Genomic DNA, 26,844 nt, shown 5'->3' with positions numbered 1-26,844 from the left:
AGTGTAAAGTTTCTATTTCTTATTGGATTTACGCACGATTTCACATTATCTATAAAGAAATGTCATTTGATGATACACTTGACGCATTTGACGGTTTTGATGAAACATTTGACGGTTTTGACACATTTGATGAATTTTGAAAAATAAGATTAATCATAAAGTACGGTACCGTAAAATACTTGAAAGTTTATAGATACTAACAAACTATACTATCTATGGTATTACCATTAGATAAAACTCAAAAAACACAGATTCTGGATTTGCATTATTCTGGACATACTAATGATGAAATTCACAATATTATAGGAAGAGCCACTGGAAGTGTCTCTGAAGTTATTACAAATTATACTCACTCCCTTGAATCTGATGATCATGATTCCATCATATCTCTAAGCAGAAGTTGGAAAAAAAATGGTTTGAGTGTAAAAGATGCTAGTACTGTTCACCGTACTTGTGGAATTTTAAAGAAAAATGGTCTTGATGTTGATAATTTGCCAGATATTGCAAAAATGGTTGCATATGTCAATGAGAAAAAAATTAGTATTTCAGAGTTTATAGATTCTTCAAAACAGTTAATGGATATTCAAGAAAAATTAGACATCTCATTATGTGATGTCCCTGAAAAAATAATCCAACTAAAAACCAAATGTGAGTCCCTAGAGGCAAAATCTACAAAATTAGAAAAAGACATCACACTACAAGATAAAACATTACAAGATTCCATAGAATCAAAAAATACCACAATAAAGCAGTTAGATGACTTTACAGAGACTAGAGGCTATTTGAAAAAATCAAACATTGATGTAGATGATCTTCAAAAGGTTGGAAATATGCTAAAATCTGCAGATACACAAAAGTATGACTTGTCTAAAATTGCCTCAAATTTGCAAAAAGAAGACTCTGCATCAAATAGAATCACACAACTTGAATTAACCCAAAAAGATTTGTCAGCACAAATAAAGTCAATGGATGATTCAATTACTGCAAAACAATCTCAGATGGATAGCCTAAATTCAAAGTATGATGATATCTGCAAAGATCATGATAAAAAGAAAAAAGAGATTGCAAGTATAGCCTCTCTGGCAAAGTCAGGAGTGTCATCTTCAGACATTAAATCCTGGGATAAGATAATTTCTGAGACATCCATTGATGTATCTCAACTTGCAGAATCTTTAGATTCTGTAAATCAACTATCAATTACAATACAGTCACTCAAAGACAAAGAAAATTCATTAAAAAATGATGCCGCATCACTGCAAGGCCAAAAATCTCAATTAAATGCACAAGTAAAAAAACTAAAATCAACACAAGATGAGATGTTAAAATTAAACGATGAGATAAAACAAATTTTTTCTGATGCAGTTAGTTATTCACTAAATAATTCTCGCACACTATCTCAAAGAGTGTCTCAAAATTATTTTAAAGATTTAAAAGAATTATTTGAACAGCAATCAAAACACATGAATAAACTAGCATCACAATTAGAAAAACGTGTCCACGAGATGTTGTCACAAGATGAGAAAATAATTCAACACACCAAAATTCTAAATGATGTTAATTTTCTCTTGCCTTTGTATGAAATGATCTGTGGAAAATACAATCATCCAAGAAGTCAAGTTTTAGCAGTATATTCAGCAGTTACATCTGCCTTGATTAACTGGTGTATCTCTGAGAATATCTCTCATACTCCATTTGCAAAATCCTTGGAAAAAATAAATGATGGTATCAAACTATTACTTTCAGGCACTGCATCTGCATGAATCCCTTGGAGATATTATTTGCAAATGCAATAGAGTGCACCAGTAAAGGCATACACCATTTGTATGCAACTCAGGATAGTCTAATTATTGATTCTCTAAATTCGCATCTGAACTCATTGGAATTATCATATAAAAAAGAAAAAAGTATATCCGTTCTAACAGATCTGACACACATTATACTAACACAAAAAAATCCACACACTAGTTTAAAGTTAACAAGTAAACAAGAAATAATTCTACAACAAATGGACAAAGTGAGTTTTTGTATTTCTAAAGTGCCAAAATTAAATCCCTCTCAAAAAGGAGATATTTTAGAACTGTTGTACAACAAAGATATGAAACAATGCATTGATACAATTATCCAATATTCAAAAAAAAGTTAGCAATTTTTATCTTATTTGTTTCATATTGTCTAATTTGAATTAAAATCTACATGGATGCAAAGTATCCATTTAGGCACCATGCCTCATACTAAGATTCATCATTTAAATTTCAGTTTTTTATCAATTGAATCTGTTGCAACAAATCTCAAAGTTTGACTTGATATCTGACTATTCTCCTACTGGGGACCAACCTCAGGCAATAGACGAGTTAGTTAAGGGAGTCCAAAAAAAGTCTGTCCAGACCCTGCTTGGAGTTACAGGCAGTGGAAAGACGTTTTCAGTTGCAAATGTGATTGCTAGGACTGGAAAAAATACTCTAGTAATCTCACACAACAAAACACTTGCTGCCCAATTATACGCAGAACTAAAACAATTTTTCCCAAACAATAACGTCGGATATTTTGTTTCATACTATGACTATTATCAACCTGAAAGTTATCTGCCACAAACTGACACTTACATTGAAAAGGACACTCAAATTAATGAAAAAATTGAAAAAATGAGATTAGAGGCTACTGCGATGTTACTTTCAGGAGAGCCAACAATTATTGTATCTACTGTATCATGCATTTACTCACTTGGCAATCCTCAAGAGTGGAAAGACTCTGCAATTCTAGTTGGTACTGGAGATGAAATTAAAAGAACTGATTTAATTCGAAAATTAGTTGATGCTAGATACGAAAGAAATGATCTTGAAGTTGCCCCTGGTAACTTTAGAGTAAAGGGCGATACTATTGATATTACTCCTGCATACTCTGAAGATATTATTAGAATTTCCATGTTTGGTGATGAGATTGAAAAAATAACTTTACTTGATCATGTATCACTAAAAGAAAAAAAGAAAATAAATCAAATGACAATTTTTCCTGCAAAACATTACCTGATTGCAAGAGATGTAACAAAAAGAGCTGTCAAATCTATTCGAGATGAACTAAAATATCATTTGCCAACACTAAATGAATTAGAAAAACAGAGATTGGAGATGAGAACAAATTATGATTTGGAAATGATTGAAGAACTAGGTTATTGCTCTGGCATTGAAAATTATTCTAGACATTTTGATGGACGAAATGAAGGTGATAAGGCATATTGTTTGATGGATTTTTTTGGTGATGATTACCTGCTAGTAATTGATGAGTCTCATGTGACATTGCCTCAATTACATGGAATGTACAAGGGGGATTATTCCCGAAAAGATAAACTTGTCACATATGGATTTCGATTACCTAGCGCATATGATAACAGACCATTAAAATTTGAAGAATTTGAAGAATATATTCAAAATACTATTTTTGTTTCAGCTACTCCCTCTGAATATGAAAAAAAACTGTCTGCAAAAATTGTTGAACAACTGGTTAGACCTACTGGATTGCTTGACCCTCAAATTGAAATCAGACCAACAAAAAACCAAATGGATGATTTAATTGATGAAATTCATAAGAGAGCAAAGAATTCTGAGCGTGTTTTAGTCACTACATTGACTAAAAGAATGGCCGAAGATCTAGCTGAATATCTTTCCAAAAAGGATGTGAAAGTCCGATATATGCACTCAGAAATTGATGGATTACAAAGAACTGAAATTATTAGGCAATTACGTCTAGGTGAATTTGATGTGTTAGTTGGAATTAATCTATTAAGGGAAGGACTGGATATCCCTGAGGTTTCGCTAGTTGCAATTTTAGATGCTGACAAGGAAGGTTTTTTGAGAAATTTTACTAGTTTAATCCAGACTTGTGGTAGAGCTGCTAGAAATTCCACTGGTACTGTAATAATGTATGCTGATACAAATACCAAATCTATGAAAAACACTATTGATGAAACTACTCGTCGTAGGAAAAAACAAATTTTGTACAACAAAAATCATGGAATTATTCCAAAAACTATTATGAAATCTGTTCCAGACCAAGAAATTGTTTTAGATGAATCAAAATTAAAATCAATTCATGATTTGAGAAATGATGTAATTGATTTAGATGCACAAATGAAAAAATATTCTGAAGAGTTAGACTTTGAGCAAGCAATTGCATGCAGAGATAGAATAAAAAGATTGCAAAAGGAGATAGAATTTAGAAATGATAGATAATAAATTAAAAATTCGAGGAGCTCGACACCATAATTTAAAAAATATTGATGTTGATATTCCAAAAAATAAATTAGTTATAATTAGTGGTTTGTCTGGGTCTGGAAAATCTACGTTAGCATTTGATACCATCTATGCTGAAGGCCAACGAAGATACGTTGAATCACTTTCTTCCTATGCTCGTCAATTTTTAGAAATGATGGATAAACCTGACGTTGATTCTATTGAAGGTCTTTCTCCTGCAATTGCAATTCAACAAAAAACTACCAGTAAAAATCCCCGCTCCACTGTGGGAACTACTACTGAAATTTATGATTACATGCGTTTACTTTTTGCTAGAATTGGAATACCTCATTGCACAAATTGTAAAAGAAAAATTTCTACACAATCAGTTGAAAGAATTTGTGATTCTGTACTCAAAGATTTTTTGGGACAAAAAATACTGATTTTATCTCCTCTCATTCAACGAAAAAAAGGTACCTATGAGAAACTCTTTGAACAAATCAAAAAGGATGGATACTCTAGAATACGCCTAAATGGTGAAATTTTGAGCCTAGATGAGGGTATACCTCCATTAGATAGGCAAAAATGGCACAATATCGAAATTGTCGTAGATAGAATTTCTACAAGTAAATCCGAACGGTCAAGACTTTTTGAGGCTATTCAAACTGCAATCAAAGCCTCAAAGGGTGATGTGATGATATCTTCAGAAAAATCTGAAAAAATCTTTTCTCAAAATAATGCTTGTCCACATTGTGGGCTAACAATTGGTGAGCTTGAACCTAGGAATTTTTCATTTAATTCTCCTTTTGGATTGTGTAAAACATGTAATGGTTTGGGAGTTAAAATGGAATTTGATGCTGATTTGGTAATTCCTGATAAATCAAAATCAATTTTAGATGGTGCGATTGTTCCTTGGAGTGGAAGATTTTCTGCATTTAGGAGACAAGCATTACGAACAGTTGGTGAAAAATTTGGATTTGATCTTATGACTCCAATTGAAAAAATAAAGCCAAAACATCTTAAAATTATTTTAAATGGAACATCTGATTTAATTGATTTTCAATATAATTCTAAATCTGGAGATTCTTCATGGAAGTATACTAATGCATTTGAAGGTGTACTTGTAAATCTTCAACGAGTTTTTCTAGAAACTGATTCTGAATCAAAACGTGAATGGCTTAAACAGTTTATGCGTGATACTCATTGTACTACATGTAATGGTAAAAAACTAAAACCTGAATCTCTTGCAGTTACGATTAATGATTTAGGAATAATGGATGTATGTGATTTATCTATCACTAACTGTTTTGATTTCTTTTCTAATTTGAAATTAACAGAAACTGAACAACATATTGGAAGAGATATTCTTAAAGAAATTAAAGAACGTTTAGAATTTTTAATCAATGTTGGATTAAATTATCTGACACTAAATCGTCTTAGTTCTACATTGTCTGGTGGAGAATCTCAACGAATTAGATTGGCTACTCAAATTGGTTCTAATCTTACTGGTGTTTTGTATGTACTTGATGAACCTACAATTGGGTTACATCAACGTGATAATGCTAGACTAATTAAAACGCTAAATAAGCTACGAAATCTTGGTAATACAATCATTGTTGTGGAGCATGATGAGGAAGTTATACGAAATTCAGATTGGATTATTGATTTGGGCCCTGGTGCTGGGGTACATGGGGGAAATATTGTTTTTGAAGGGACAATCAAAAAAATTTTACAGTCAAATACATCTGTAACTGGAACTTATCTTAAAGATGATTCTTTAATTCTTTTAGAAAATAAAATTCGTAAACCTGAAGGTTCCTTGATTATTAAAGATGCATCTGAAAATAATTTGAAAAACCTTGATGTTGAAATTCCTTTGGGACTCTTTGTATCTGTAACTGGAGTATCTGGGTCTGGAAAATCTACATTGATAAATGATATTTTACTTAAAAGTTTAGAAAATCATTTTTCTAAAACACATATCAGTTCTGGTGCTCATAAAGAAATTTCTGGTATAGACAATATTGATAAGGTGATTGCTATTGATCAATCTCCTATAGGTAGAACCCCTCGCTCAAACCCTGCAACATACATAGGTGCTTTTACTCCTATTCGAGAATTGTATTCTAATACTGCATTATCAAAAGAACGTGGATATGCACCAGGACAATTTTCTTTCAATGTTGCTGATGGAAGATGCTTTGCATGTGAAGGTGACGGTGTAAAACAAATTGAAATGCAATTTCTATCTGATGTATATGTAAAATGTGATGAATGTAAAGGAAAACGATACAACTCTGAAACATTATCTGTATTGTATAAGGGAAAAAATGTTTCTGATGTTTTACAAATGACAGTTTATGAGGCATTGAATTTTTTTGAAAATATTCCATCTATTCAAAGAAAATTACAAACTGTTAATGATGTTGGTTTGGGTTACATCAAACTTGGACAATCATCTACTACTCTATCTGGTGGTGAGGCTCAAAGAGTCAAACTTGCTTCAGAATTATCAAAACGTGGTACTGGTAAGACTCTTTACATTTTAGATGAGCCTACAACTGGTTTACATTTTGCAGATGTTCAAAAATTATTAGATGTTCTAAATAGATTAGTGAATTTAGGTAATACTGTAGTGGTGATTGAACATAATATGGATATTATAAAAAATTCAGATTGGTTAATTGACTTAGGTCCTGAAGGTGGAGATGAGGGTGGTAGAATTGTGACTGCTGGTACCCCTCTTGATGTTTCAAAATCTCCTGGCAGTTATACTGGAAAATATTTGAAAAAATTAATGAAAAAATGACCTTTGATATTTCTAAAATTACAATTCCAACTAATCCTGGCATTTATTTAATGAAAGATTCTGATGGCAAAATTATTTACATTGGAAAAGCAAAAAATCTTAAAAATCGTGTTCGTTCTTATTTTAATAAAAATCAAAATTATAAAACTCAAAAATTAGTTGAAAATATTTCTGATATTGAATTTGTTTTAACCGATAATGAAAGTGAAGCTTTTCTTTTAGAATCAAATATGATTAAAAAATATCGTCCACGATTTAATATTGAATTAAAAGATCAACAAAGATATACATACTTGCGAGTTTCTGATGAAAAATATCCTAGGTTATTGGTAGCTAGAAGAACCAGGGATGGAAAATTTTTGGGCAAAGGAAAATTTTATGGCCCTTTTACTCAAGGTAGTTCAAAATTACTTACTATTGGAACTTTGAGAAAGGCATTTCAAATTAGAATTTGTAAAACTTTGCCAAAAAAAGTTTGTTTAGAATACCATTTAGGTAATTGTGAAGGTCCATGTGAATTTAAGGATGCTCAAGAAAAATACCCTGATCATGTTAAAAAATTGGAAGATGTGTTGAAAGGTAAAAATGATACAAAAATCTTTACAAAAAAATTAGAAGATGAAATGTATCAGGCTGCAAAATCACAACAATTTGAACGTGCAAAAGATATTCGTGATACATTGATCAGGCTTGGCAGTCTTCAAACGAAACAAAAGATGGAATATGTTGAAAATTCTGATGATGAGTACTTTGGTATTGGAATTCAAGAACAAACTGCCACAATAATGAATTTTAGAATGATTAATGGAGTCATAAGAGATAGTGACAAATTCTTTTTTGATTTAGTTGGTGATAATTCCTTTTCAAACTTTCTTTACCAGTACTATTCAACACATAAAATTCCTAAATTCATTATCGTAAGTGAAATCCCTGAAAATCATAAATTACTCGAATCTTTACTATCTGAACAATCTGGATTTAGTGTAAAAATTATGACTCCTACGAGAGGCAAAAAAAACGATATTATGAATTTGATTTTAAAAAATATTAAATTAATTCACTCTAAAGGTGCCAATCCTGCGTTAGTAGAATTACAAGATCTCTTGAATCTGCCTACATTACCCAATAACATTGAATGTTTTGATATTTCTAATCATGGTGCTGAATTTGCTGTTGGGTCTATGTCTAGTTTCATTGATGGCATTCCAAACAAATCTGGATATCGTAAATTCAAAATTAAAACCATTCAAGGTAGAGATGACTTTGCAATGATTGGTGAAGTCATTAAAAGAAGATATTATAGATTACTAGAAGATGGTTCCGATTTACCTGATTTGATTTTAATTGATGGTGGAAAGGGTCAGTTGAATGCTGCCTTAAAGTCATTAGAATCTCTTGGATTAAAATTACCTTGTGTTTCTTTAGCAAAAGAAAATGAAGAAGTTTTTCTTCCAAAAACCCGAAACCCTGTTGTTATTCCAAAAAATAAAAAATCATTACAAATTTTACAACATGCTAGAGATGAAACTCATAGATTTGGTGTTGCATACAATCGAACTATAAGGAAAAATAAAATAAAATAGAAAAAAGGAAAAATTTTTGGTTAGTTTACAGTAACACTACCAATCATCCAAGGATGAACCATACAGAAGTAATCGTAGTAACCTGCATCATCAAATGTATGTGAGAAAACACCTTTTGCCATAAGTAGACTACTGTCAAATTCCCCAGATGGGCCATTTGCTGGACTGCCACCTGTTACAGTATGTGCTGCATTGTCTACATTATCCCATGTTACTGTATCTCCAGCATTAATGGTGATGTCTTGTGGTAAGTAACATGCATTAGATGTTTCACATCCTGGTGCACCACTTCCCATTGCAGTTTCAACGATATGTGTTTCTGGACCTGCTTCTGCGGCTGCTTTTGCTTCAGCTTCTGCCATTGCTTTTGCTTCAGCTTCTGCCATTGCTTTTGCTTCAGCTTCTGCGGCTGCTTTTGCTTCAGCTTCTGCCATTGCTTTTGCTTCTGCTTTTTCAGCTGCTGCTTTTGCTGCTGCGGCTGCTTTTGCTGCTGCTTCAGCTTCAGCTTTTTCAGCTTCTGCTGCATCAGCTGCTGCGGCTCTTTCAGCTGCTGCTTCTGCGGCTGCTTTTGCTGCGGCTGCTTTTTCAGCTGCTGCTGCTCTTTCTGCTTCAGCTTCAGCTTTTTCAGCTGCATCTGTATTTGTTGCAGAACTCATTTGTGGTGCTGGTGCTGCTGGTGAGTTATCTACTGAACTACCTACTGCTGCAATTCCGACACCGACTAATGCGATTGCGATTGAAAATACAATTGCTGCTTTGTCTATGCTTGCCATAATTGATCCATGTCTAGGTGTATGGTAAATAAATCTAATCTTTGTTTTCTAACTAATACTGAGAAATGATGATAAATTTCTTCCATCATTTTTAATTTTTAAAAATTGTTGAAATTTTTACATAAATTTTTAAAATCTGTTGAAAATTCTATATGATCGCTCTAATTAATGTTGGAGTGTTGTTAATGTTGTTTAACAATAATTTGTTTTATTGTTTATTTTCTTAATGTTAATTGTAATTACGACTCAGAGGTGTCACCGAGTAACTTCCCGTTTTCGGTCTTAATCTCTTTTATTTTAAAAATTTATTTGATAAATTGTTTTGAGAATCAATTTTTTCAAAACTTATTCTTAATTTTCTCTGTTTGATGAAACTCTGAATAAATTTAATTTTATCTTCAATAAATTCATCATTAATTTTTGTTTTTAAATTTAATTGATTAAACATAATTTCTTCATCTAATTTGATTTTTACATGATCTTCATTTTTTATCTTAAATGTGCCAATTCCCCAAAATAATGCAATATGTAATGCAACATATTTTGATTGGATTTTGGTAATTTTGTCTTTATATTTTTCAACATGACTCCTATATTGAGCAAATTTTTCACTTTCAGTATGAATTACCCATGATATTTTCTTCAAATCTCCATCAAAATACAAAATATGATCCAATTGTCAATCAAAAAATGGTTTTTTGTCTATATATTTAGAATAGTTCCTTTATGATCATAGTTAGAAAGTTGAATATATGATCGAATCTCAGGTATTCTTCTCAAAAATGGTTGATGAGTTAGTAGAGTTTTCTGAATTTGATCCAGAATTATCTGATGGGATAAAATGGCTCGATGAACAGGCTCAAAAAAAAGGTATTACATTTTATGATATGGTTTTTGAAGTTTTGTACACACATGATGTAAATTCAAAAGCAAAAGAATGGCTTAATACAAGAAATTAAAATTATTTTCTCAAATCTAGTGTTTTGTATTCGCATCCTTGAGGACCACAGTATTTTCCTACATACACTGCTTTGGGTCTGTACAATGCTGTTTTTGGTGCTGCTTCTGCAAACTTTTCTTCAATGATATGTGCAGCCCATCCGGCAACTCTGGAAATTGCAAAAATTGGGGTATTAAGATCAACTGGAATTTTTAACATATAGTAAATTGATGCACTGTACAAATCTACATTTGGATAGATGTCTTTTCCTTTTTGAGATTTCATTTCTGAAATTGTTGCTGTTTCAATTTTTTCAGTCATGTCAAACCATTTCTCTTGACTTTTAGCTGCAAGTTTTCTTGAAAGTTCTTTTAACACTTGAGCTCGTGGATCATATGTTTTGTACACTGCATGACCCATTCCCATAATTTTTTCTCCTTGAGATAATTTTTCTTTAATCCATGGTTCTACTTTATCAATATCAGAAATTTCTAATAGCATTTTCATTACTTCTGTATTTGCCCCTCCATGTAATTCTCCACTTAGGGCCCCAATAGCTGCACTTGATGCTGAATACATATGTGCACGTGTTGATGCAACTTGTCTTGCCGTAAATGTTGATGCATTAAATGTATGATCTGCATGAAGGATTAAACAAACATCAAAAATCCTTTCAACTTCTGAATCTGGTTTCTCTCCTGACATCATGTAAAGGAAATTTGCAGCATGACTTAGTGATGCATCTGGATCAACAATTTCTAATCCATTTCTAATTCTTTGCCAACTTGCAATAATGGTTGGAACTTTTGCAATTAGATTAATTGCTTTTTCATAACTTGCATCTTTATTTGAGAATTCTTCATCATAATATCCTGCAAGTGCTGAAACAAATGCCTGTAGCATGTCCATAGGATCTGCATCGCCCCTCCAATTTTTCATATTTTTTTGCATTTGTTTTGGAATGTATCTGGCTTCATTCAATTTTGTATTAAATTCATTTAACTCTTGTTTTGTCGGTAATTTGTCATATAGTAGAAGATATGCTGTTTCTTCAAAAGTTGAATTTTTTGTAAGATCTAAGATGTCAAATCCTCTGTAGATTAACTTCCCTTTTCCACCATCAATATTGGATATTTTGGTGTCTGCTACTTCTATGCCTCGAAGTCCAATATTTTTTGTTTCCATATGGTGCCTATCTGAATTCATCTATTATATTTTCTCTAAAATTGTGATAGTAAATTTAGTAATTTGTCTAATATGACAACTTTTGTTTATAAATCAAAATTTCCGATCAAAAATTAATGAATATCGAAGAGAGGAAAAATTTGCAACGTTTAGACGCATTAATTTTGAATGCCTCTGATCAGGAATTAGAAAAAATCCAGGAAATTGACTATCAGACTCAATTAGATGGTGAATCTTTTTACCATATTTACGTAAATTCTGATTCTCTAATCCCTCCAAGTATTGAAAAATCTTTTAGAAAATCTTAATCTGTTTTTCTTCATTTAAATGAGGGTATGTGGAATTTTACAATATATTGGCAGCAACAAAAAAAGTAACATCTAAAAAAACTGCCGCCAAAAAAGCAACAAAAAAAGTAACATCTAAAAAAACTGCCGCCAAAAAAGCAACAAAAAAAGTAACATCTAAAAAAACTGCCGCCAAAAAAGCAACAAAAAAAGTAACATCTAAAAAAACAATTACTAAAAAAACAACAGCTAAAACAGTAACTAAATCTAAAAAAACAAAAGTAATTTGTATTTCTCATAAAGAAGATTGTGATGGAATTAGTTCTGCAGCATTAATTCGTCAAGCTTTTGGTGGTGATGCAATACTTGTAGATTATCCTGGTCAAATGGAAGCATTAAACCAAGTTGTATTGGATGAAAAATTAAAGTCATTATTTATTTGTGATTTGGGTTTGAGTAAAAAAACTCAAGATGAATTTATTGATCTTATGGCAAAATTGAGAAAAAATAAAGTTTCAATTACTTACATTGATCATCATGATATTGATCCAACTGTTGTTACTGCTTTAGAAAAACTCAAAGTTAAAGTGATTCATGATATTAACGAATGTACTACAGTTCAAGTTTACAATGCATACAAATCAAAATTAAATGATCATGCTTCTTTTGTTGCAACTTGTGCTGCAATTACTGATTACATGGAAGACAGACCTTTGGGTTCTAAATTACTTCAAATCTATGATAGACAATTTGCATTGATTAGTGCTACTGTAATGACCTACAATATTGTTGGACATCAAAGAGAGCCTGATTATTTACAATATTTAGTTGAAGAATTGGCTGATTCAAAATTCCCTCATGATATTCCAAATACATATGAGTTTGCACAGATTCAAGTAGAGAAATTATCTCAAATGATTGCTAAAGTCAAAAAAGGCATGAAAACAATGACTAATCTTGGACATATGGAAATTTTAGATTCTGGTGCTAGTGGTGCTGTGAATTTTGTAATGGGATTATCTGGAAAAGATGTTGGCGTTGCATACAAAGAAAGAGTTGATCATGGAATTTACGCTGTTTCAGTAAGGGGCTCTAAGAATTGTAAAGTTCATTTAGGAAAAATTGTCAATCTCTTGGCAACTAGTCTTGGAGGATCTGGTGGAGGACATGATAAGGCATGTGGTGCTGTAGTTCCAAAACCAAAAATTAAAAAATTCATAACCGAATTAAATAAAAAAGTAAAATAATAATTTAAAATAATTTTTTTTAATCTGAAAATTCAATTACTGCATCAATTTCAGTCATTGAATTTAATGGTAGACATGCAACGCCCATTGCAATTCTAGAATGTTTTCCTTTGTCTCCAAAAATTTCAAAAAATAAATCTGATGCTGCATTTATCACTTTAGGGTGTTGATAAAACTCTGGGTCTGAATTGACAAATCCTGATAACCTTACAATTCTTGTTACTCTATCCAAATTCCCTAATTCTCTTTTCATTTGAGCCAATAAGTTGATTGCACACATTCGAGCTGATTTTTGAGCTGTTTCTAAATTGTCATCTGAAACTTTTCCTGTAAATAGTACTTTTCCATCTTCCATTGGTATTTGACCTGAAATGAATAACAAATTACCTGTTTTTACTGCTGGAATATATGATCCTGCTGGTGTTGGTGGATTTGGTAAAGTAATATCTAATGATTTAATTTTTTCTTCAATCAATATTTGAAATCCTATTTGAGCCTGATTTTAGTTTTTACTTATTTTGATGTGAACTTTTTCCCCTTTATTGGAATTATTTTGAAAAACTGTTCTTGTTTTGTACCCCTGTTTTTGTAGATATCCGTCTAAAATGGAAACCCACGGTAATGAGTGTCCGCTATTTAATTTTGAATCTATTGTGATGTTTTTGGTATTTGCTTCAAAATTCACGTGTCCTGAACAAGTAATTTGTATGATGGCATCTATCATTTCAATTACATCATCTAGTGACTTTGTTTTAAGAGTGATTCCATTTTTCTCTAATAGTTTTATCATGTCTAATTCTGGTTTTTTTGATAATATTGTGGAATTTAGAATATACATCAAACCTGATTCATTAATTATTTTGATAATTTTAAAAATCTCATGAGCTTCTGTTTTTGTCATATCTGCAACTACTTTGGTTTTAATCGAATTTTTCCAAATGTTTGAAAATACTTTTTCTTGATTAACTCCTAAAATTTCTGTTGATGAAAATATTGCTCCTTTCCCATTATCATTATTTATCATTAGTAATTCTGTTTCATCAAAAATAAAACAATTCTGAACAACATCTGATGTTTTGATTTCCACTCCATCTGGTATTGCTCTGTATGATTCTGAACAAATTTGTGATGTTGGAATGATTAATTTTACATCTAAGTTTCTTCGAATAACTCCTACCAATTGTTCTTTACATTCTGATAATAATCCTAATCCTCCTTGATCAGTCATTATTTTAATTGATGATTTTGAACCTTCAATCATTGTTTGAAGTTGAGTTAATACTTTGTTTGCACTAATATGGAAATATCTTTTTTCTTCTGAACCTCTTGATTTTCTACTTTCTTCACTGGCTTTTTTCAAATTAGAAACCAATGTATTCATTGCATTAACTTTGTTAATTTGCTCATGAATTAATCCATCAAATGCATCTTCTGGAGAAATTGCTGTACACATTATTGGTTTGCTTTTTGAAATTATAACGAGTTTTTTATTTTCTAATTTTAGTAATGTTGGATAAACCTTAGTTCTAGGAATTTCTGAATAATATGATAATTCACTTGCAGATATGGTTCCTTTCGAAATTAATGCAACGTATGCCTGGGCTTCGTATTTGCTGAGCCCAAATTCCTCTAAACTGACTGTTAATACTTGCTCTTTTACCATGTTTTTACTAGACTTGTTATTAGGTAAAATCGAGAGCTAAATTCCTTTACACAATTACTCAAAAAAAATCAAAAATGTATCTACAGGTAGGTGTAACTACGGTTACGAAAATTATTGTGACATCGTCCTCAAATACAAAATCTTACTTCAATATAGTATGTTAGTAAATTACAGTCTAGATTCCATAGAATCAGAAAATGCATCAAACTCTGTTACACTTGTTCCTAGATTGGATTATTCTGTAAACTTACTCCGTGGTTTAATTGAAATTCTTCAGGAAAAAAGAATTGAATTAAAAAATCTTAATGAATATCTTGTTACTGATTTTGATGAAAATGAAAAATCTCATATTCAGAGTATTGAACTAGAACATTTAGTAGTGTATTCTTTAGAAATCTTACTTAAAATTCAAAATCAAATTGGTTCTATATCTGGAATAAACAGTATTCCTGAAATCCTTCCTTCTTCAATTCCTATGATACGCACAATTAGTGCTAAACTGTTTGTTATCTATCCTGCATGCAGTCAAAAATTATCTGAATTATCTGTTCATCTTGGCAGTATTGTTTTAGATTCTGCTACATTGACGAAAGCTCGTTTTGATTTTAGTAAATCCAATCATATTTCATCATTGATGCTTGATGAAGTAAAATTGATGGCTGACTCTAAATTAAATAAGCAATATCCTCTTGTTGATTTTTTTAAATTATTCAATGTTTGATTATGATTAATTCTAAACCTGGTTTTTTAAAAGATATTGAAAAAATTCGTTCACTTTCTACCATCATTGACAAAAAATTATCTGAAGTAAAGCCCTCTGAAGGTGAAAAAATTGATAAATTAACTCTTGAAGAATTACAGGATTTAGATAAAATTGCTGGAATTGCAGATTTTATGCTCACAAAATATGCTGATAAAAAGGATATGTGCTCAATTTTGAAGAATTTCACATCTGTAATTACCGAAACTGCTGATTCTATGGGTGATTTGGATGATGAGATTTCTGAATTAATTTTATCTGCTGAAGATTCTATTAGTAAAGTAAAGGATTTACACGCTCATATTGATGATAAATCCAATTTTAAAAAAAAATACTCTGATGGACCTGATTATGATCACGCTCAAACAAGTTCAATTAATTTAACCAATTTTGTGACAGAGATTAACACAGTAGAATACCAACAAAAATCTTTAGGACATAACACAAGGTAAATGAAATGAGTCTAGCACCACAAGAATTAGAAAATACTGCAAGTAAATATGCCTCAGAAGCAATCAAATTTGATTCTCAAGGCGCCCGTGGAATGGCAATTACTCATTATCAACATGCAATTGATTCACTCGTAAAATTACTTCAATTATATCCTAATAGCAAATTAAATGAAATTTACAAACAAAGATGCAAGTCTTATCATGATAGAATCAGTGCATTACAACAATCTCATGGTGTAGAGCCAGCAGTTGATCCAAAAGCCTCTGAGTCTGACCAAAAAGCATCTGTAAAAAGACAAGAAAATGAAAATGATTTTGAAGATCTTGTAATGAAAGAAAAACCTGATGTTACTTGGGACCAAGTAATAGGATTAGATGATGCTAAAAGTGCACTACGTGAATCAATAGTTTATCCTACAAAAAGACCTGATTTGTTTCCTCTTGGTTGGCCAAAAGGAATGTTGTTGTATGGTCCACCTGGAACTGGAAAAACAATGTTGGCAGCTGCAACTGCAAATGAAATGGATGGATATTTCATAAATGTAGATGCATCATCATTAATGAGTAAATGGTTAGGCGAAGCAGAAAAAAATGTTTCAAAATTATTTTCCATGGCAAGACAATATGCTGAAAAAGAAGGTAAACCAGTTATCCTATTTGTGGATGAAGTAGATTCCTTACTTGGTGCACGAAATAGTGAAGTTGGTGGTGAGGTTAGAACTAAAAATCAATTTTTAACTGAAATGGATGGAGTAAATGGAAAAGGTAAACAATTGATGCTTTATGTTATTGGCGCAACTAACAAACCTTGGAGTCTTGATGCACCATTTTTAAGAAGATTCCAAAAAAGAATCTATGTTAATCTTCCAACACAAGCAGCTAGAGAAAATCTCTTTGATCAATACACTGCAAAATTAAGTAAAAGTTTCGATGTTAAACCTTCTGAATTGGCTAAATTGTTTGATGGATATAGTGCAAGTGATATCAAAGACGTATGTCAAGCAGCACAAATTAAAACAGTTCATGAGATTTTTGATTCCCCTGATTATCATGAACCTGTTGAAGGAGAAGAACCTGTCCAACCAAGAGATCTAAATACAGATGATTTCAAGTCCATTATGGCACGAAGAAAACCTAGTGTTTCTGTTGAAATGATACGTGCATATCATAAATGGAGTGAAGAATTTCAAGCACTTTAATTGTTTGAATCTTATTTTGCGATCATTTTTACATTTTATTTCCCACAAAAAACTTAAATTCACATTAGTTCGGACACAACGAGGGTCACAATAACTACAAAGAAATCAAGTCACGCAAAAAAGTTTGGAAAGCTAATTTTTGATGATGGAACCGTTATTGATGGCGAAGGATTTGGTTATTCTACAACAAATTTTGGTGAAATTGTATTCAACACTGGTATGGTTGGTTACACTGAAGCTCTAACAGATCCTTCGTATAATGGCCAATTACTTACTTTGACATATCCTCTAGTTGGAAATTACGGAATTCCCGATCCTGCACTAATTGATGAAGATGGAATTTCAAAATATTTTGAATCTGATAAAATTCAGATTCGAGGATTGGTAATTCATGAATTATCTTTAACTGCAAGTCATTGGAATCTTTCAATGACTTTAGATGAGTGGATGTACAATGAAAAAATTCCTGGAATTTCAGGAATTGATACACGTGCATTAACTATGAAACTTCGCAATAGTGGAGTAATGATGGCAGCATTAGTTGTATCTGATTCAGAAATCGATGTCGAAGAAGTGAAAAAACAACTTGCATCTGCAACTCATTATGATTCTGAACAATTTATGAATGAAGTATCTACTAAACAAGAAAAAATCTATGGTACTGAAGAACAAACTGTTGTGATAATTGATACTGGAGCAAAAAATGCAATTATCCGTAATGTTCGTGAAATAGGGTACAGGGCAATTTTAGTTCCATGGAATACTTCCTATGAAAAAATTATGTCTTATAATCCGAAAGGTGTTGTACTTAGTAGTGGTCCTGGTGACCCGCAAAAATGTCCTGACACAATTTCTGTAGTTAAAAAATTAATTGAAGATAATGTTCCTACATTAGGAATTTGTTTAGGTGCACAAATAATTGGAATTGCTGGAAATACTGACACTTACAAATTAAAATATGGTCATCGAGGCCAAAACAAACCTTGCATAAATCTTGAAAATAATCAAGTGTATGTTACAAGTCAAAATCATGGATATGGAATAACTCCTGAATCCCTTGAAAAATCTGATTTTGATTTATGGTTTAAGAATGCTGATGATAAAACTGTCGAAGGAATAAAACACAAAAAACAAAATTGTATTGCTGTACAATTTCATCCTGAAGCTGCACCTGGTCCAAATGATTGTAAATTTATTTTTGAAAAACTAAAAAGTTTGATGGAGTCTGAAACAAATGCCTAAAAATGAATCATTAAAAAAAATTCTTGTACTTGGTAGTGGTGCCATAAAAATTGGTGAAGCTGGAGAGTTTGATTATTCTGGAAGTCAGTGTCTAAAAGCAATTCATGAAGATGGACTCAAAAGTGTATTAATCAATCCAAACATTGCAACAATTCAAACTGATACTAGATTTGCAGATCAGGTGTATCTGTTACCTGTCACCCCGAAATATGTTGAATCTATTATAGAAAAAGAAAGACCTGATGGAATCATGTTGGCTTATGGTGGTCAAACTGCACTCAACTGTGGTGTCAATCTTGAAGATTCTGGAATTCTCAAAAAATATGATATTCGTGTTCTTGGAACTCAAGTTCAGGGAATCAAAAATACTGAAGATAGACAGCTTTTCAAGGATCAAATGAAGGAAGCAGGAGTCCCTGTTCTCAAAAGTAAGACTGTTACAAACTTTGATGATGCAAAAAAGGTTGCAGAAGAACTATCTTATCCTGTGATAATTCGTGTGGCTTACACTCTTGGTGGACGTGGGGGTGGAATTGCACATAATGAAATTGAATTACATGAAATTGTTGAACGTGGTATAAAGGCCAGTCTTGTTGGCCAAGTATTGATTGAAGAATACATTGGACATTGGAAACAAATTGAATATGAAGTCATGCAAGACTATGATGGAAATAATGTAATCGTATGTAATATGGAAAATGTCCTTTCCATGAAAGTTCATACTGGTGATAATATTGTGGTGGCACCTTCACAAACAATTGATAATCATGAATACCATATGTTGCGTTCAGCAGCATTACGTGCAACAAAACATGTTGGAATAGTTGGTGAATGTAACATACAGTATGCATTGGATTCTGATTCTGATAGATATGTTGCAATTGAAATTAATCCACGTCTTTCACGTTCATCAGCTCTTGCAAGTAAAGCAACTGGTTATCCGCTTGCATACATGTCTGCAAAAATTGGTTTAGGTTATAGTTTGTCTGAACTTGTAAATAGAATTACAAAAAGCACAACTGCCTGTTTTGAACCATCTCTTGATTACGTTGTATGTAAACATCCTCGATGGGACTTTTCAAAATTTGAACTTGTAAACCGTAAACTCGGAGTTACAATGAAATCTGTTGGTGAAGTCATGGCAGTTGGTAGAACATTTGAAGAATCTTTACAAAAAGCAATCAGAATGCTTGACATTGGAAATGATGGACTTGTATTGAATCGTTCAAACGGACAAAAATATACTGAAGAGGAAATTGAATACAAACTTTCACACCATGATGATCAAATATTGTATAATGTTGCAATTGCACTAAAAATGGGAATTTCAGTTAATAGAATTTACAAACTATCTGCAATTGATCCTTGGTTTATTGAAAAAATACAAAATATTGTAGATGTTGAGGCTAAACTCCGAGAATCTGAACTTAACGAATCTATGATGTGGGAAGCAAAGAAAATGGGATTTTCTGACAAACAAATTGCCAAATCTAAAGAGAAAGAACCTGATGAAATCCGTCAAATACGCAAGAAATTAGGAGTAATCCCATCAGTAAAACAGATTGATACTTTGGCTGCTGAATGGCCTGCTGTTACAAACTACCTGTATCTAACTTATGGTGGCAATGCTAATGACATTTCAGTTCCTGTGGATGAGAAAGGAATAATCGTTGTTGGGGCTGGTCCATATAGAATTGGAAGCAGTGTAGAATTTGATTGGGGTACAGTCAACATGGTATGGGGATTGCAAGAAAATGGGGAGAAGAATGTTTCAGTAGTAAATTGTAATCCTGAAACTGTTTCAACTGATTATGATATTTGTACAAGATTGTATTTTGAAGAACTAACTCAAGAACGATTACTTGACATTACCGAATTTGAAAATCCAAAAGGTGTGATTACTTGTGTTGGTGGTCAAACTGCAAATAACTTGACCCCTGGTCTTGCGCAACGTGGAATAAACATAATGGGAACAAGTGCAATAGATGTTGATAGAGCTGAAGACCGTTCTAAATTCAGTGCTGAACTTGACAAGTTACACATACAACAACCAAAATGGCAAGCATTTTCAAATCTTAATGAGGCAAAAAGTTTTGCTCAAGAAGTTGAATTTCCTGTAATTGTTAGACCTTCTTACGTTTTATCTGGAGCTGCAATGAAAGTTGTATGGTCTCAAGATGAACTTAAAACATATGTCAAAGAAGCAACCGATGTTTCTCCTGATCATCCTGTTGTAATATCAAAATTTATGTTAAATTCACTTGAAGTTGATGTTGATGGAATTAGTAATGGAAAAGAGGTAGTTATTGGCGCAATAGTTGAACACATTGATTCAGCAGGTGTACATTCTGGTGATGCAATGATGTGTATTCCTCCCTGGAGATTAAACAACAAAATTATTGAAACAATCAATGATTATACTAAAAAAATTGCATTGACATTTAATGTGAAAGGACCATTTAACTTGCAATTTCTAATTCATGATGATCATGTCTATGTCATTGAACTCAACATCAGAGCTTCTAGGTCTATGCCATTTGTATCAAAACTGGTCAAAACAAACCTGATTTCACTTGCATCTAAGGCTATTTTGGACAAACCTTTGCCTAAAATACCTGAGAACAAATGGCAAAAGATCCATAATTATGGGATTAAGGTACCTCAATTTTCGTTTATGCAATTAGATGGTGCAGATATTGCATTAGGTGTTGAAATGCAATCTACTGGAGAAGCTGCTTGTTTTGGTAATAGTTTCTACGATGCATTATCCAAAGGTCTGACTTCAGTTGGATATAATCTTCCTGACAAAGGAACTGCACTTGTAACTGTTGGTGGTGCTGCAAATAAAGAAAAACTTTTACCAAGTATTGCAAAACTCAAACAATTAGGATTCAAAATTTTAGCAACAGAACATACTGCAGAATTTTTTGAAGAAAAACTTGGAGATATTCAAATTGTACACAAGATTTCAGAACCCGAAAGAAAACCAAACATATCTGATTTACTTTATGAGAAAAAGATTGACTTTATCATAAATATTCCAAGTACATTATCTCTGGAAAAATATGTGGGAATGCTTGATGATGAATATCAGATAAGAAGAAAATCATTGGAGTTGGGAATTCCTGTTTTGACAACTCTTGAATTGGCAGATTCTTTTGTTAAAACTTTGGAATGGCTTAAAGATAACAAACCAACAATAGATCCAATTACTCCTTATGATAAATTTGAGTAACTTTTTAAAATTTTAAGAAAGTTTTTTTTCAAATTTTTTAAAAAGATCAAGGTTATACGAGTGTAAAATATGAATAAATTATTGACTAAAGATCCTGATAGAATTGAACAATTAGTATCTGAAAAACGTGTAAAACTACATCTTTTTGAGCCTAGTCAAAGAAAAATTTGGACAGTAGTGGGAAAAACTGAAGAACACTGGGTTGATCCTGATGGTCATTTTTGTTCTTGTCCTAGTTTCTATTTCGGTTCAATCAATGGTAAGACTTCTTGTTATCATTTAGATTCAATTCAATATGCAAAAAATCAAAATAAATTTGAAACAATTGTTTTTTTTGATGATGAATTTTCTAGTTTTTTATCTGGTTTGATTTCTGATTTGTAATTATCTGTTATTAGAATATGTTATTAACTAGAAATTTAACTAATTTGTGTGGATGACAATAAAATAAATTTAGAAATTGAAAAAATTGCAAATCTAATGGTTCACGATGATCTTTCTTCTGATGAACAAGATGTTACAAAATTGGAAAAGTATCGAGATCAAATTAAATCTGATCTAAATATTGGTGATGAAGAAGCTATGAAACTAGTTTATGAAACATTAGTTTATAGAAAATTAAAAAGTTCAGATTCCAGTGACATGTTAGAAAAAGGCACTGATTTTGGTGCTGGATTTAGTTAATCTTATTCTAATGGAATAGATTCGACATCTTCTTTTGAAACCCCTTTCCACAATCCAATCATTCCTTCAGGTTCTACTTCTTCAACTTTTGTAATTTGTTGAATTTTGATTTGATTTGGTGCTGGACCTGGTGGCCATAATTGAACCATATAGTCTCCTACGTTACCAACTTTATTTGGTGCTCCCATGGTGATCTTTTCATTAGAACAACCTTTTGCAATTAAAACATCAGTTGCCTTTTGTTTGAGATCCATTTTTCCATGCAAGAAAAGAAAAAAATCCTTTTGTGTATCAATTTCTGTCATAAAATTACTAAATTTTTAAACTAAATCAACCTTTCCTGATCTTTATCTTCCAAAAAGGGTTAAATTACAATAAACAAGATTCCAACTATGAAAATATTTACTGTAGGTAGCAAATCCTTTGTAACAAGTTTTCAATTGGCAGGAATTCCTGGAATAATTTCTGAAACTCCTGATGCTGCCTTATCTGAAATTACTAAATTAACTGACGATTCTGATGTTGGATTAGTTCTAGTAAGTGATGATATCACTGCATCAATTAACGATGAATTGACCCTTCTTAGAGCACAAAAATCTACTCTTGTTTTTGCATTGCCCGCAACTGGAAGTGAAAAAACTGAAGTTGATTATAGAGTCATGTTGAAAAAGATTCTCGGTGTTTGATTTAATCTACTTATACTCAATTTTTTAATCGATATTATGAAAACTGCTACTGTTAAAGGACCTTCAGAAATTTCTGTAGATGAAACTCAAAAACTTGTGTTGAATTCTGGTGATATTTTAGTTCAAATGCATGCATGTGGAATATGTGGTTCTGATTTGGAAAAAGTATTTGGTCAATATGGTCAACCATCAATGCGTTTAGGTCATGAACCTGCAGGAGTTATTATAGATATTGCATCTGATGTTGTAGATTTTAAAAAAGGAGACAGAGTGTTTACTCATCATCACGTTTCATGTTATGATTGTCATTTTTGTAATCATGGAAATGAAACAATGTGTAAAAAATATTCTGAAACTAATTTGTCTCCTTGTGGTTTATCTGAAGAATATGTAGTACCTTCTTGGAATGTTTCTCATGGTGGGGTTTTAAAAATTTCTGACTCTATGAGTTTTGAAGAGGCTGCAATGATTGAACCTTTAGCTTGTTGTGTTAGGGCTTGGAAAAAATGTTCATACAACGAAGGTGATTCCACTGCAATCTTTGGAGTTGGTCCAACTGGAATGATGCATGTTATGCTTGCTAAATCAAAAAAGTTTTCTAAAATATTTTGTTTTGATGTAAATGATTTTAGATTAGACTTTGCAAAAAAATTCAACATAACTGAATCTATCTCTTCAATGGATGAAAATAGGCAACAGAAAATTTTAGATCAAACTAACAATTTGGGTGTTGATGTGGCAATTGTTGCAACAAGTAGTCTAAAAGCTCTTGAAGATGCAATTGATATGGTTAGAAAAGGAGGTACTGTAATGATGTTTGGTGTTCCTTCTAAAGGTGCTATGATTGATTTGGATATGAGCAAAGTTTACTCTAAAGAAATTACACTTGTTACAAGCTATGCTGCATCTGATGATGATACTAAAACAGCACTTGAATTAATTGAATTATCTAAAATTGATGTAAAACAATTGATTACTCATACTTATTCTATATCTGATACACAAAAAGCATTTGACCATGCAAAAACTGGTGATAACGCAATGAAGATTATCATTACAAAATAGGAAAGGCTTAAGAAAGGTATTTTTTTTATTTCAAAATCGAAGAGAAATGGAATGGGGATTACAAAATAGATTATCTAGAATTATCAAACCTCACAATAACCGTGCATTAATGTTGGCTGTTGACCATGGATATTTTCTTGGTCCGACTGAAAAACTTGAAAATCCAAAAAAAGTGATTGCTCCTTTGCTAAAACATTGTGATTCTTTAATGCTTACAAGAGGAGTTCAAAGAACTTCAGTTGACCCAACTTCTGAAACTCCGATGGTTTTGAGAGTTTCTGGTGGTTCTAGTATTATTGGCGATGACTTATCTCAAGAAGACATCACTGTATCAATTGAAGATGCACTACGTTTGAATGCAAGTTGTGTTGCAATGTCTATCTTTGTTGGCTCAAAATATGAGTATCAAACAATTGTAAATTTGGGTAAATTAGTTAATGAGGCAGAAAAATATGGACTGCCTGTTTTGGCAGTAACTGCTGTTGGCAAAGAATTAGGAAAAGATGCAAGATATCTTTCATTGGCATGTAGAGTTGCTGCAGAACAAGGTGCACATATTGTCAAAACATACTACTGTGAAAACTTTGAAAAAGTCGTTGAATCTTGCCCTGTTCCAATTATTGTTGCAGGTGGAAAGAAAATTCCTGAACGAGATGCCTTGCAATTAACTTACAATGCAATTAAAGCAGGTGCAGTTGGACTTGATATGGGTCGAAATATCTGGCAATCTGAACATCCTGTTGCAATGATCAAAGCAGCACGCTCAATTATTCATGGAAATTCTAATGTTGATCAAGCATATGCTCTTTACAAAAAATTAGCAGCAAATGACAAATCAAAAAAACCAAATCCTAATCAAAAGAAAAACAAATCAAAAAAACCAAATCCTAATCAAAAGAAAAACAAATCAAAAAAACCAAATCCTAATCAAAAGAAAAACAAATCAAAAAAACCAAATCCTAATCAAAAGAAAAAATAGTCTAAAATCAATTAAAGATTTTTGAAAGATGAATGTGGGCAATTTTCCATGTTGGTTGCTTAACTAATACAAATGTGGCTCGCCCGTTAATTATCATGTGTTCGCCTGTATATGATTTGTTATCTACTAACATTCCCTTTTGAATTAATTCTAAAGCTACAATTGCAAAATTTTCAAAAATACTAATTTTTGGATTTTTTATTTCATAATTGTAATCTGAAATACTGATGAATCTTAATTCTTCTAATTCTATAGTGGTTTGATAGTCTTTTAGGTCATAAGGTGGTAAATCACTGAAACTTGAGAATTTTGGATCATCTAAATGAATTTCTCTTAATTTACTGAGATCTTTTGTAATTCCTGATTGAAACAGTGTCTCAATTATTTTTATTATTTCTTCATTATCAGTCAAAATATCTAATTAAAATCTAAAAATTATCTGTTTAAGTCTATCTGACTAAAAATCATTTTTAATTTCTCACCTGTTTTTGAGTCTGTAAATGTATCAAAAATAGAAAATAAAGATGAATCGCAATTCATCCGTAGTAGTTTTGATGTTTTTCGATTGCCTTATGTACGTTATCTATTCTTATTTGAGAGCCTCTGTCAAGTTCTACTTGTAATGCTTGAGCAGCTAATCTTGCTTCGATTCCACAAGATTTAACATTTACTGCTTTTTCAGCAAATGTTAAAGAATCCTCTGAACGTATGTCTTGTTTACATTTTGCCTCTGCATCATAGATTTCTTGCTGTTCTGGAGTTAACGCACTAGCATTTGGAATGCTAAAAGTAACTAAAACCACAAAAATTACAAAAAACATAGAACCAATCTGTGTATTTCTAGTAGTCATTGTGATTTTTGACTCTATCTTAGTATGTGATTTTGGAGTATACCTCGCTTGCAAAACATCTGATTGTAATACAGTGTATTTTATTTCTATATTTTGAGAACTTGGAATAATGGTTTTCTCTAACTTGATTTTATTTTGGTGAAAACGTATCAACTGTTAATATGGTTTTTTACAAAATATAATTACAAGTCTATTGATGATTATGGAAATCTGTGCCATTCATCAGTATTCTTGTGATTTTCAAATTTGTTTTTAGGAATTTAGGCTCAAATTAATATCAAAAACTCCCTTATGGTATTTGGCATTAATTGATTTTAATTTACTTTTGTAAAGATATGACTTTTTTCCATCAGGAGTAATGTTGAAACTTGTGTTCAGAAAATCATTGTCATCTAATTTGTGAATAATTCTATATATGACATTCAAATCAATTCCAGATGTTTTGTGGAGTTCAATTGCAGATTTAGGCTCATCTTGCATTAATTCATTTAAAATTCTAATTCTATCATCTAGTAATAATTTTAAAACTATTTCTTTTTGCTCTGTGTTTTGATCAATTGTTAACAATAATATTTTTTTGATATTTTTAATTAAAGTGATATGTTTGCATTGAAGTAATTTAATTTCAATGCACTAATATTTTAAAATTCAATGTTAAACAATAACGATTATCCTTTAAAAATCTATTTTTAGAAAAAAAAAATCTTATAATAATTTCAAAATATTTTTTTAATAATTGATTTAATTCAATAAAAACATAATTTCACTAAAAAAATTTTTTATTTCAAAATAGTGAAAACGTATTTTGATTTAAACTGCTAATTGACATATTGTTCTCATGGCACAAATGCCGTCACTAATTCCAAAAGAAGTTGAGATCCAGAGACTAAAGAAAATCTGGCTCATCGTCATAGCTATGGGATCCACTGCAGCATCAGTCGAAGTAGACAACTTCGTTGATGGTTCTCTCCATCAAAC

At 31.6% G+C, this 26,844-nt stretch carries 26 protein-coding genes and 2 pseudogenes; 19 read left to right on the top strand and 9 right to left on the bottom strand.

All coding sequences use genetic code 11. From position 1 onward, the window contains the following. The first annotated feature begins 215 nt into the window (after positions 1–215). From AW732_RS02890 to uvrC, 5 genes are all read left to right on the top strand, one after another. Positions 216–1,760, top strand: a complete 1,545-nt coding sequence (locus AW732_RS02890) for a hypothetical protein (RefSeq protein WP_067958241.1) — start codon at positions 216–218, stop codon at positions 1,758–1,760. Beyond that, positions 1,757–2,143: a hypothetical protein gene (locus tag AW732_RS02885; protein ID WP_067958238.1), complete on the top strand. Its 387-nt coding sequence runs from the start codon at positions 1,757–1,759 to the stop codon at positions 2,141–2,143. Before AW732_RS02890 ends, AW732_RS02885 begins: the two co-directional genes overlap by 4 nt. Positions 2,144–2,276: 133 nt before the next feature. Further along, positions 2,277–4,226 (top strand): excinuclease ABC subunit UvrB, encoded by a 1,950-nt coding sequence (uvrB, locus tag AW732_RS02880; protein WP_067958233.1) that lies wholly within the window; start codon positions 2,277–2,279, stop codon positions 4,224–4,226. Continuing rightward, positions 4,216–7,035 (top strand): excinuclease ABC subunit UvrA, encoded by a 2,820-nt coding sequence (gene uvrA, locus AW732_RS02875; RefSeq protein ID WP_067958230.1) that lies wholly within the window; start codon positions 4,216–4,218, stop codon positions 7,033–7,035. Before uvrB ends, uvrA begins: the two co-directional genes overlap by 11 nt. Then, complete coding sequence (uvrC, locus tag AW732_RS02870) at positions 7,032–8,618, top strand: excinuclease ABC subunit UvrC (RefSeq protein WP_067958228.1); 1,587 nt, start codon at positions 7,032–7,034, stop codon at positions 8,616–8,618. The genes uvrA and uvrC overlap by 4 nt, the downstream gene beginning before the upstream one ends. Before the next feature lie 20 nt (positions 8,619–8,638). On the opposite strand, the gene AW732_RS02865 is transcribed toward uvrC, so the two are convergent. Both AW732_RS02865 and AW732_RS02860 read right to left on the bottom strand, forming a co-directional pair. Continuing rightward, complete coding sequence (locus tag AW732_RS02865; RefSeq protein ID WP_067958225.1) at positions 8,639–9,391, bottom strand: plastocyanin/azurin family copper-binding protein; 753 nt, start codon at positions 9,389–9,391, stop codon at positions 8,639–8,641. Between the two features lie 292 nt (positions 9,392–9,683). Further along, complete coding sequence (locus tag AW732_RS02860) at positions 9,684–10,055, bottom strand: hypothetical protein (protein ID WP_253805544.1); 372 nt, start codon at positions 10,053–10,055, stop codon at positions 9,684–9,686. Between the two features lie 88 nt (positions 10,056–10,143). Between AW732_RS02860 and AW732_RS02855 the strand changes: the two genes are divergently transcribed. Then, positions 10,144–10,350, top strand: a complete 207-nt coding sequence (locus AW732_RS02855; RefSeq protein ID WP_067958222.1) for a hypothetical protein — start codon at positions 10,144–10,146, stop codon at positions 10,348–10,350. Between the two features lie 2 nt (positions 10,351–10,352). Here the strand turns inward: AW732_RS02855 and AW732_RS02850 are convergent, their stop codons facing one another. Beyond that, a complete protein-coding gene (locus tag AW732_RS02850) occupies positions 10,353–11,516 on the bottom strand; it encodes a citrate synthase (RefSeq protein ID WP_067958219.1) in 1,164 nt (387 codons plus the stop codon). Between the two features lie 140 nt (positions 11,517–11,656). Here AW732_RS02850 and AW732_RS02845 point away from each other — a divergent pair, with 140 nt between their 5' ends. Beyond that, the gene (locus tag AW732_RS02845; protein ID WP_348625412.1) at positions 11,657–11,824 is read left to right on the top strand and encodes a hypothetical protein; all 168 of its coding nucleotides are present in this window, start codon (positions 11,657–11,659) and stop codon (positions 11,822–11,824) included. 44 nt (positions 11,825–11,868) lie between these two features. Next, positions 11,869–13,050, top strand: coding sequence for a DHHA1 domain-containing protein (locus AW732_RS02840; protein WP_067958253.1), 1,182 nt, complete (start codon positions 11,869–11,871; stop codon positions 13,048–13,050). 19 nt (positions 13,051–13,069) lie between these two features. Here AW732_RS02840 and AW732_RS02835 read toward each other — a convergent pair whose 3' ends face one another. Both AW732_RS02835 and AW732_RS02830 read right to left on the bottom strand, forming a co-directional pair. After that, positions 13,070–13,525, bottom strand: a complete 456-nt coding sequence (locus AW732_RS02835; RefSeq protein WP_067958213.1) for a RidA family protein — start codon at positions 13,523–13,525, stop codon at positions 13,070–13,072. A 27-nt stretch (positions 13,526–13,552) separates the two neighbouring features. Continuing rightward, positions 13,553–14,713 (bottom strand): helix-turn-helix domain-containing protein, encoded by a 1,161-nt coding sequence (locus AW732_RS02830; protein ID WP_067958210.1) that lies wholly within the window; start codon positions 14,711–14,713, stop codon positions 13,553–13,555. Positions 14,714–14,870: 157 nt separating this feature from the next. On the opposite strand from AW732_RS02830, the gene AW732_RS02825 reads away from it, so the two are divergent. From AW732_RS02825 to AW732_RS02795, 7 genes are all read left to right on the top strand, one after another. Beyond that, entirely contained in the window at positions 14,871–15,434 is a 564-nt protein-coding gene (locus AW732_RS02825; protein ID WP_082697403.1) for a hypothetical protein, read from the top strand. Between the two features lie 2 nt (positions 15,435–15,436). Further along, the gene (locus tag AW732_RS02820; protein ID WP_082697402.1) at positions 15,437–15,925 is read left to right on the top strand and encodes a hypothetical protein; all 489 of its coding nucleotides are present in this window, start codon (positions 15,437–15,439) and stop codon (positions 15,923–15,925) included. Positions 15,926–15,930: 5 nt separating this feature from the next. Next, entirely contained in the window at positions 15,931–17,124 is a 1,194-nt protein-coding gene (locus AW732_RS02815) for an AAA family ATPase (RefSeq protein WP_067958205.1), read from the top strand. 135 nt (positions 17,125–17,259) lie between these two features. Further along, positions 17,260–18,366, top strand: a complete 1,107-nt coding sequence (carA, locus tag AW732_RS02810) for a glutamine-hydrolyzing carbamoyl-phosphate synthase small subunit (RefSeq protein WP_172790379.1) — start codon at positions 17,260–17,262, stop codon at positions 18,364–18,366. After that, a complete protein-coding gene (carB, locus tag AW732_RS02805) occupies positions 18,359–21,601 on the top strand; it encodes a carbamoyl-phosphate synthase (glutamine-hydrolyzing) large subunit (RefSeq protein ID WP_067958200.1) in 3,243 nt (1,080 codons plus the stop codon). The genes carA and carB overlap by 8 nt, the downstream gene beginning before the upstream one ends. 81 nt (positions 21,602–21,682) lie before the next feature. Continuing rightward, entirely contained in the window at positions 21,683–21,985 is a 303-nt protein-coding gene (locus tag AW732_RS02800) for a hypothetical protein (protein WP_067958244.1), read from the top strand. 48 nt (positions 21,986–22,033) lie between these two features. Continuing rightward, complete coding sequence (locus AW732_RS02795; RefSeq protein ID WP_067958197.1) at positions 22,034–22,285, top strand: hypothetical protein; 252 nt, start codon at positions 22,034–22,036, stop codon at positions 22,283–22,285. A 2-nt stretch (positions 22,286–22,287) separates the two neighbouring features. Here AW732_RS02795 and AW732_RS02790 read toward each other — a convergent pair whose 3' ends face one another. Then, a complete protein-coding gene (locus tag AW732_RS02790) occupies positions 22,288–22,590 on the bottom strand; it encodes a hypothetical protein (RefSeq protein ID WP_067958194.1) in 303 nt (100 codons plus the stop codon). 87 nt (positions 22,591–22,677) lie between these two features. Between AW732_RS02790 and AW732_RS02785 the strand changes: the two genes are divergently transcribed. The 3 genes and pseudogenes from AW732_RS02785 to lsrF all read left to right on the top strand — a co-directional run. Continuing rightward, positions 22,678–22,971: a V-type ATP synthase subunit F gene (locus AW732_RS02785; protein WP_067958192.1), complete on the top strand. Its 294-nt coding sequence runs from the start codon at positions 22,678–22,680 to the stop codon at positions 22,969–22,971. Between the two features lie 36 nt (positions 22,972–23,007). After that, complete coding sequence (locus AW732_RS02780; RefSeq protein ID WP_067958191.1) at positions 23,008–24,036, top strand: zinc-dependent dehydrogenase; 1,029 nt, start codon at positions 23,008–23,010, stop codon at positions 24,034–24,036. Positions 24,037–24,064: 28 nt separating this feature from the next. After that, positions 24,065–25,015 (top strand): annotated as a pseudogene (gene lsrF, locus AW732_RS02775) (3-hydroxy-5-phosphonooxypentane-2,4-dione thiolase); the annotation flags it as partial. A 7-nt stretch (positions 25,016–25,022) separates the two neighbouring features. On the opposite strand, the gene AW732_RS02770 reads toward lsrF, so the two are convergent. The 3 genes from AW732_RS02770 to AW732_RS02760 form a co-directional block, all read right to left on the bottom strand. Then, complete coding sequence (locus tag AW732_RS02770; protein WP_067958186.1) at positions 25,023–25,427, bottom strand: nuclear transport factor 2 family protein; 405 nt, start codon at positions 25,425–25,427, stop codon at positions 25,023–25,025. A 124-nt stretch (positions 25,428–25,551) separates the two neighbouring features. Continuing rightward, positions 25,552–26,019, bottom strand: coding sequence for a hypothetical protein (locus tag AW732_RS02765; RefSeq protein ID WP_067958184.1), 468 nt, complete (start codon positions 26,017–26,019; stop codon positions 25,552–25,554). Between the two features lie 99 nt (positions 26,020–26,118). After that, positions 26,119–26,433 (bottom strand): helix-turn-helix domain-containing protein, encoded by a 315-nt coding sequence (locus tag AW732_RS02760; protein WP_067958182.1) that lies wholly within the window; start codon positions 26,431–26,433, stop codon positions 26,119–26,121. A 271-nt stretch (positions 26,434–26,704) separates the two neighbouring features. Between AW732_RS02760 and AW732_RS09060 the strand changes: the two are divergent. After that, positions 26,705–26,844: pseudogene (locus AW732_RS09060) on the top strand (ammonia monooxygenase); the annotation flags it as partial.

It is taken from the genome of Nitrosopumilus sp. Nsub (genome assembly GCF_001541925.1).
Taxonomy (GTDB): Archaea; Thermoproteota; Nitrososphaeria; order Nitrososphaerales; family Nitrosopumilaceae; genus Nitrosopumilus.
The sequence above is the reverse complement of the archived record's forward strand: the minus strand, read 5'-3'. Positions and strand labels throughout refer to the sequence as shown.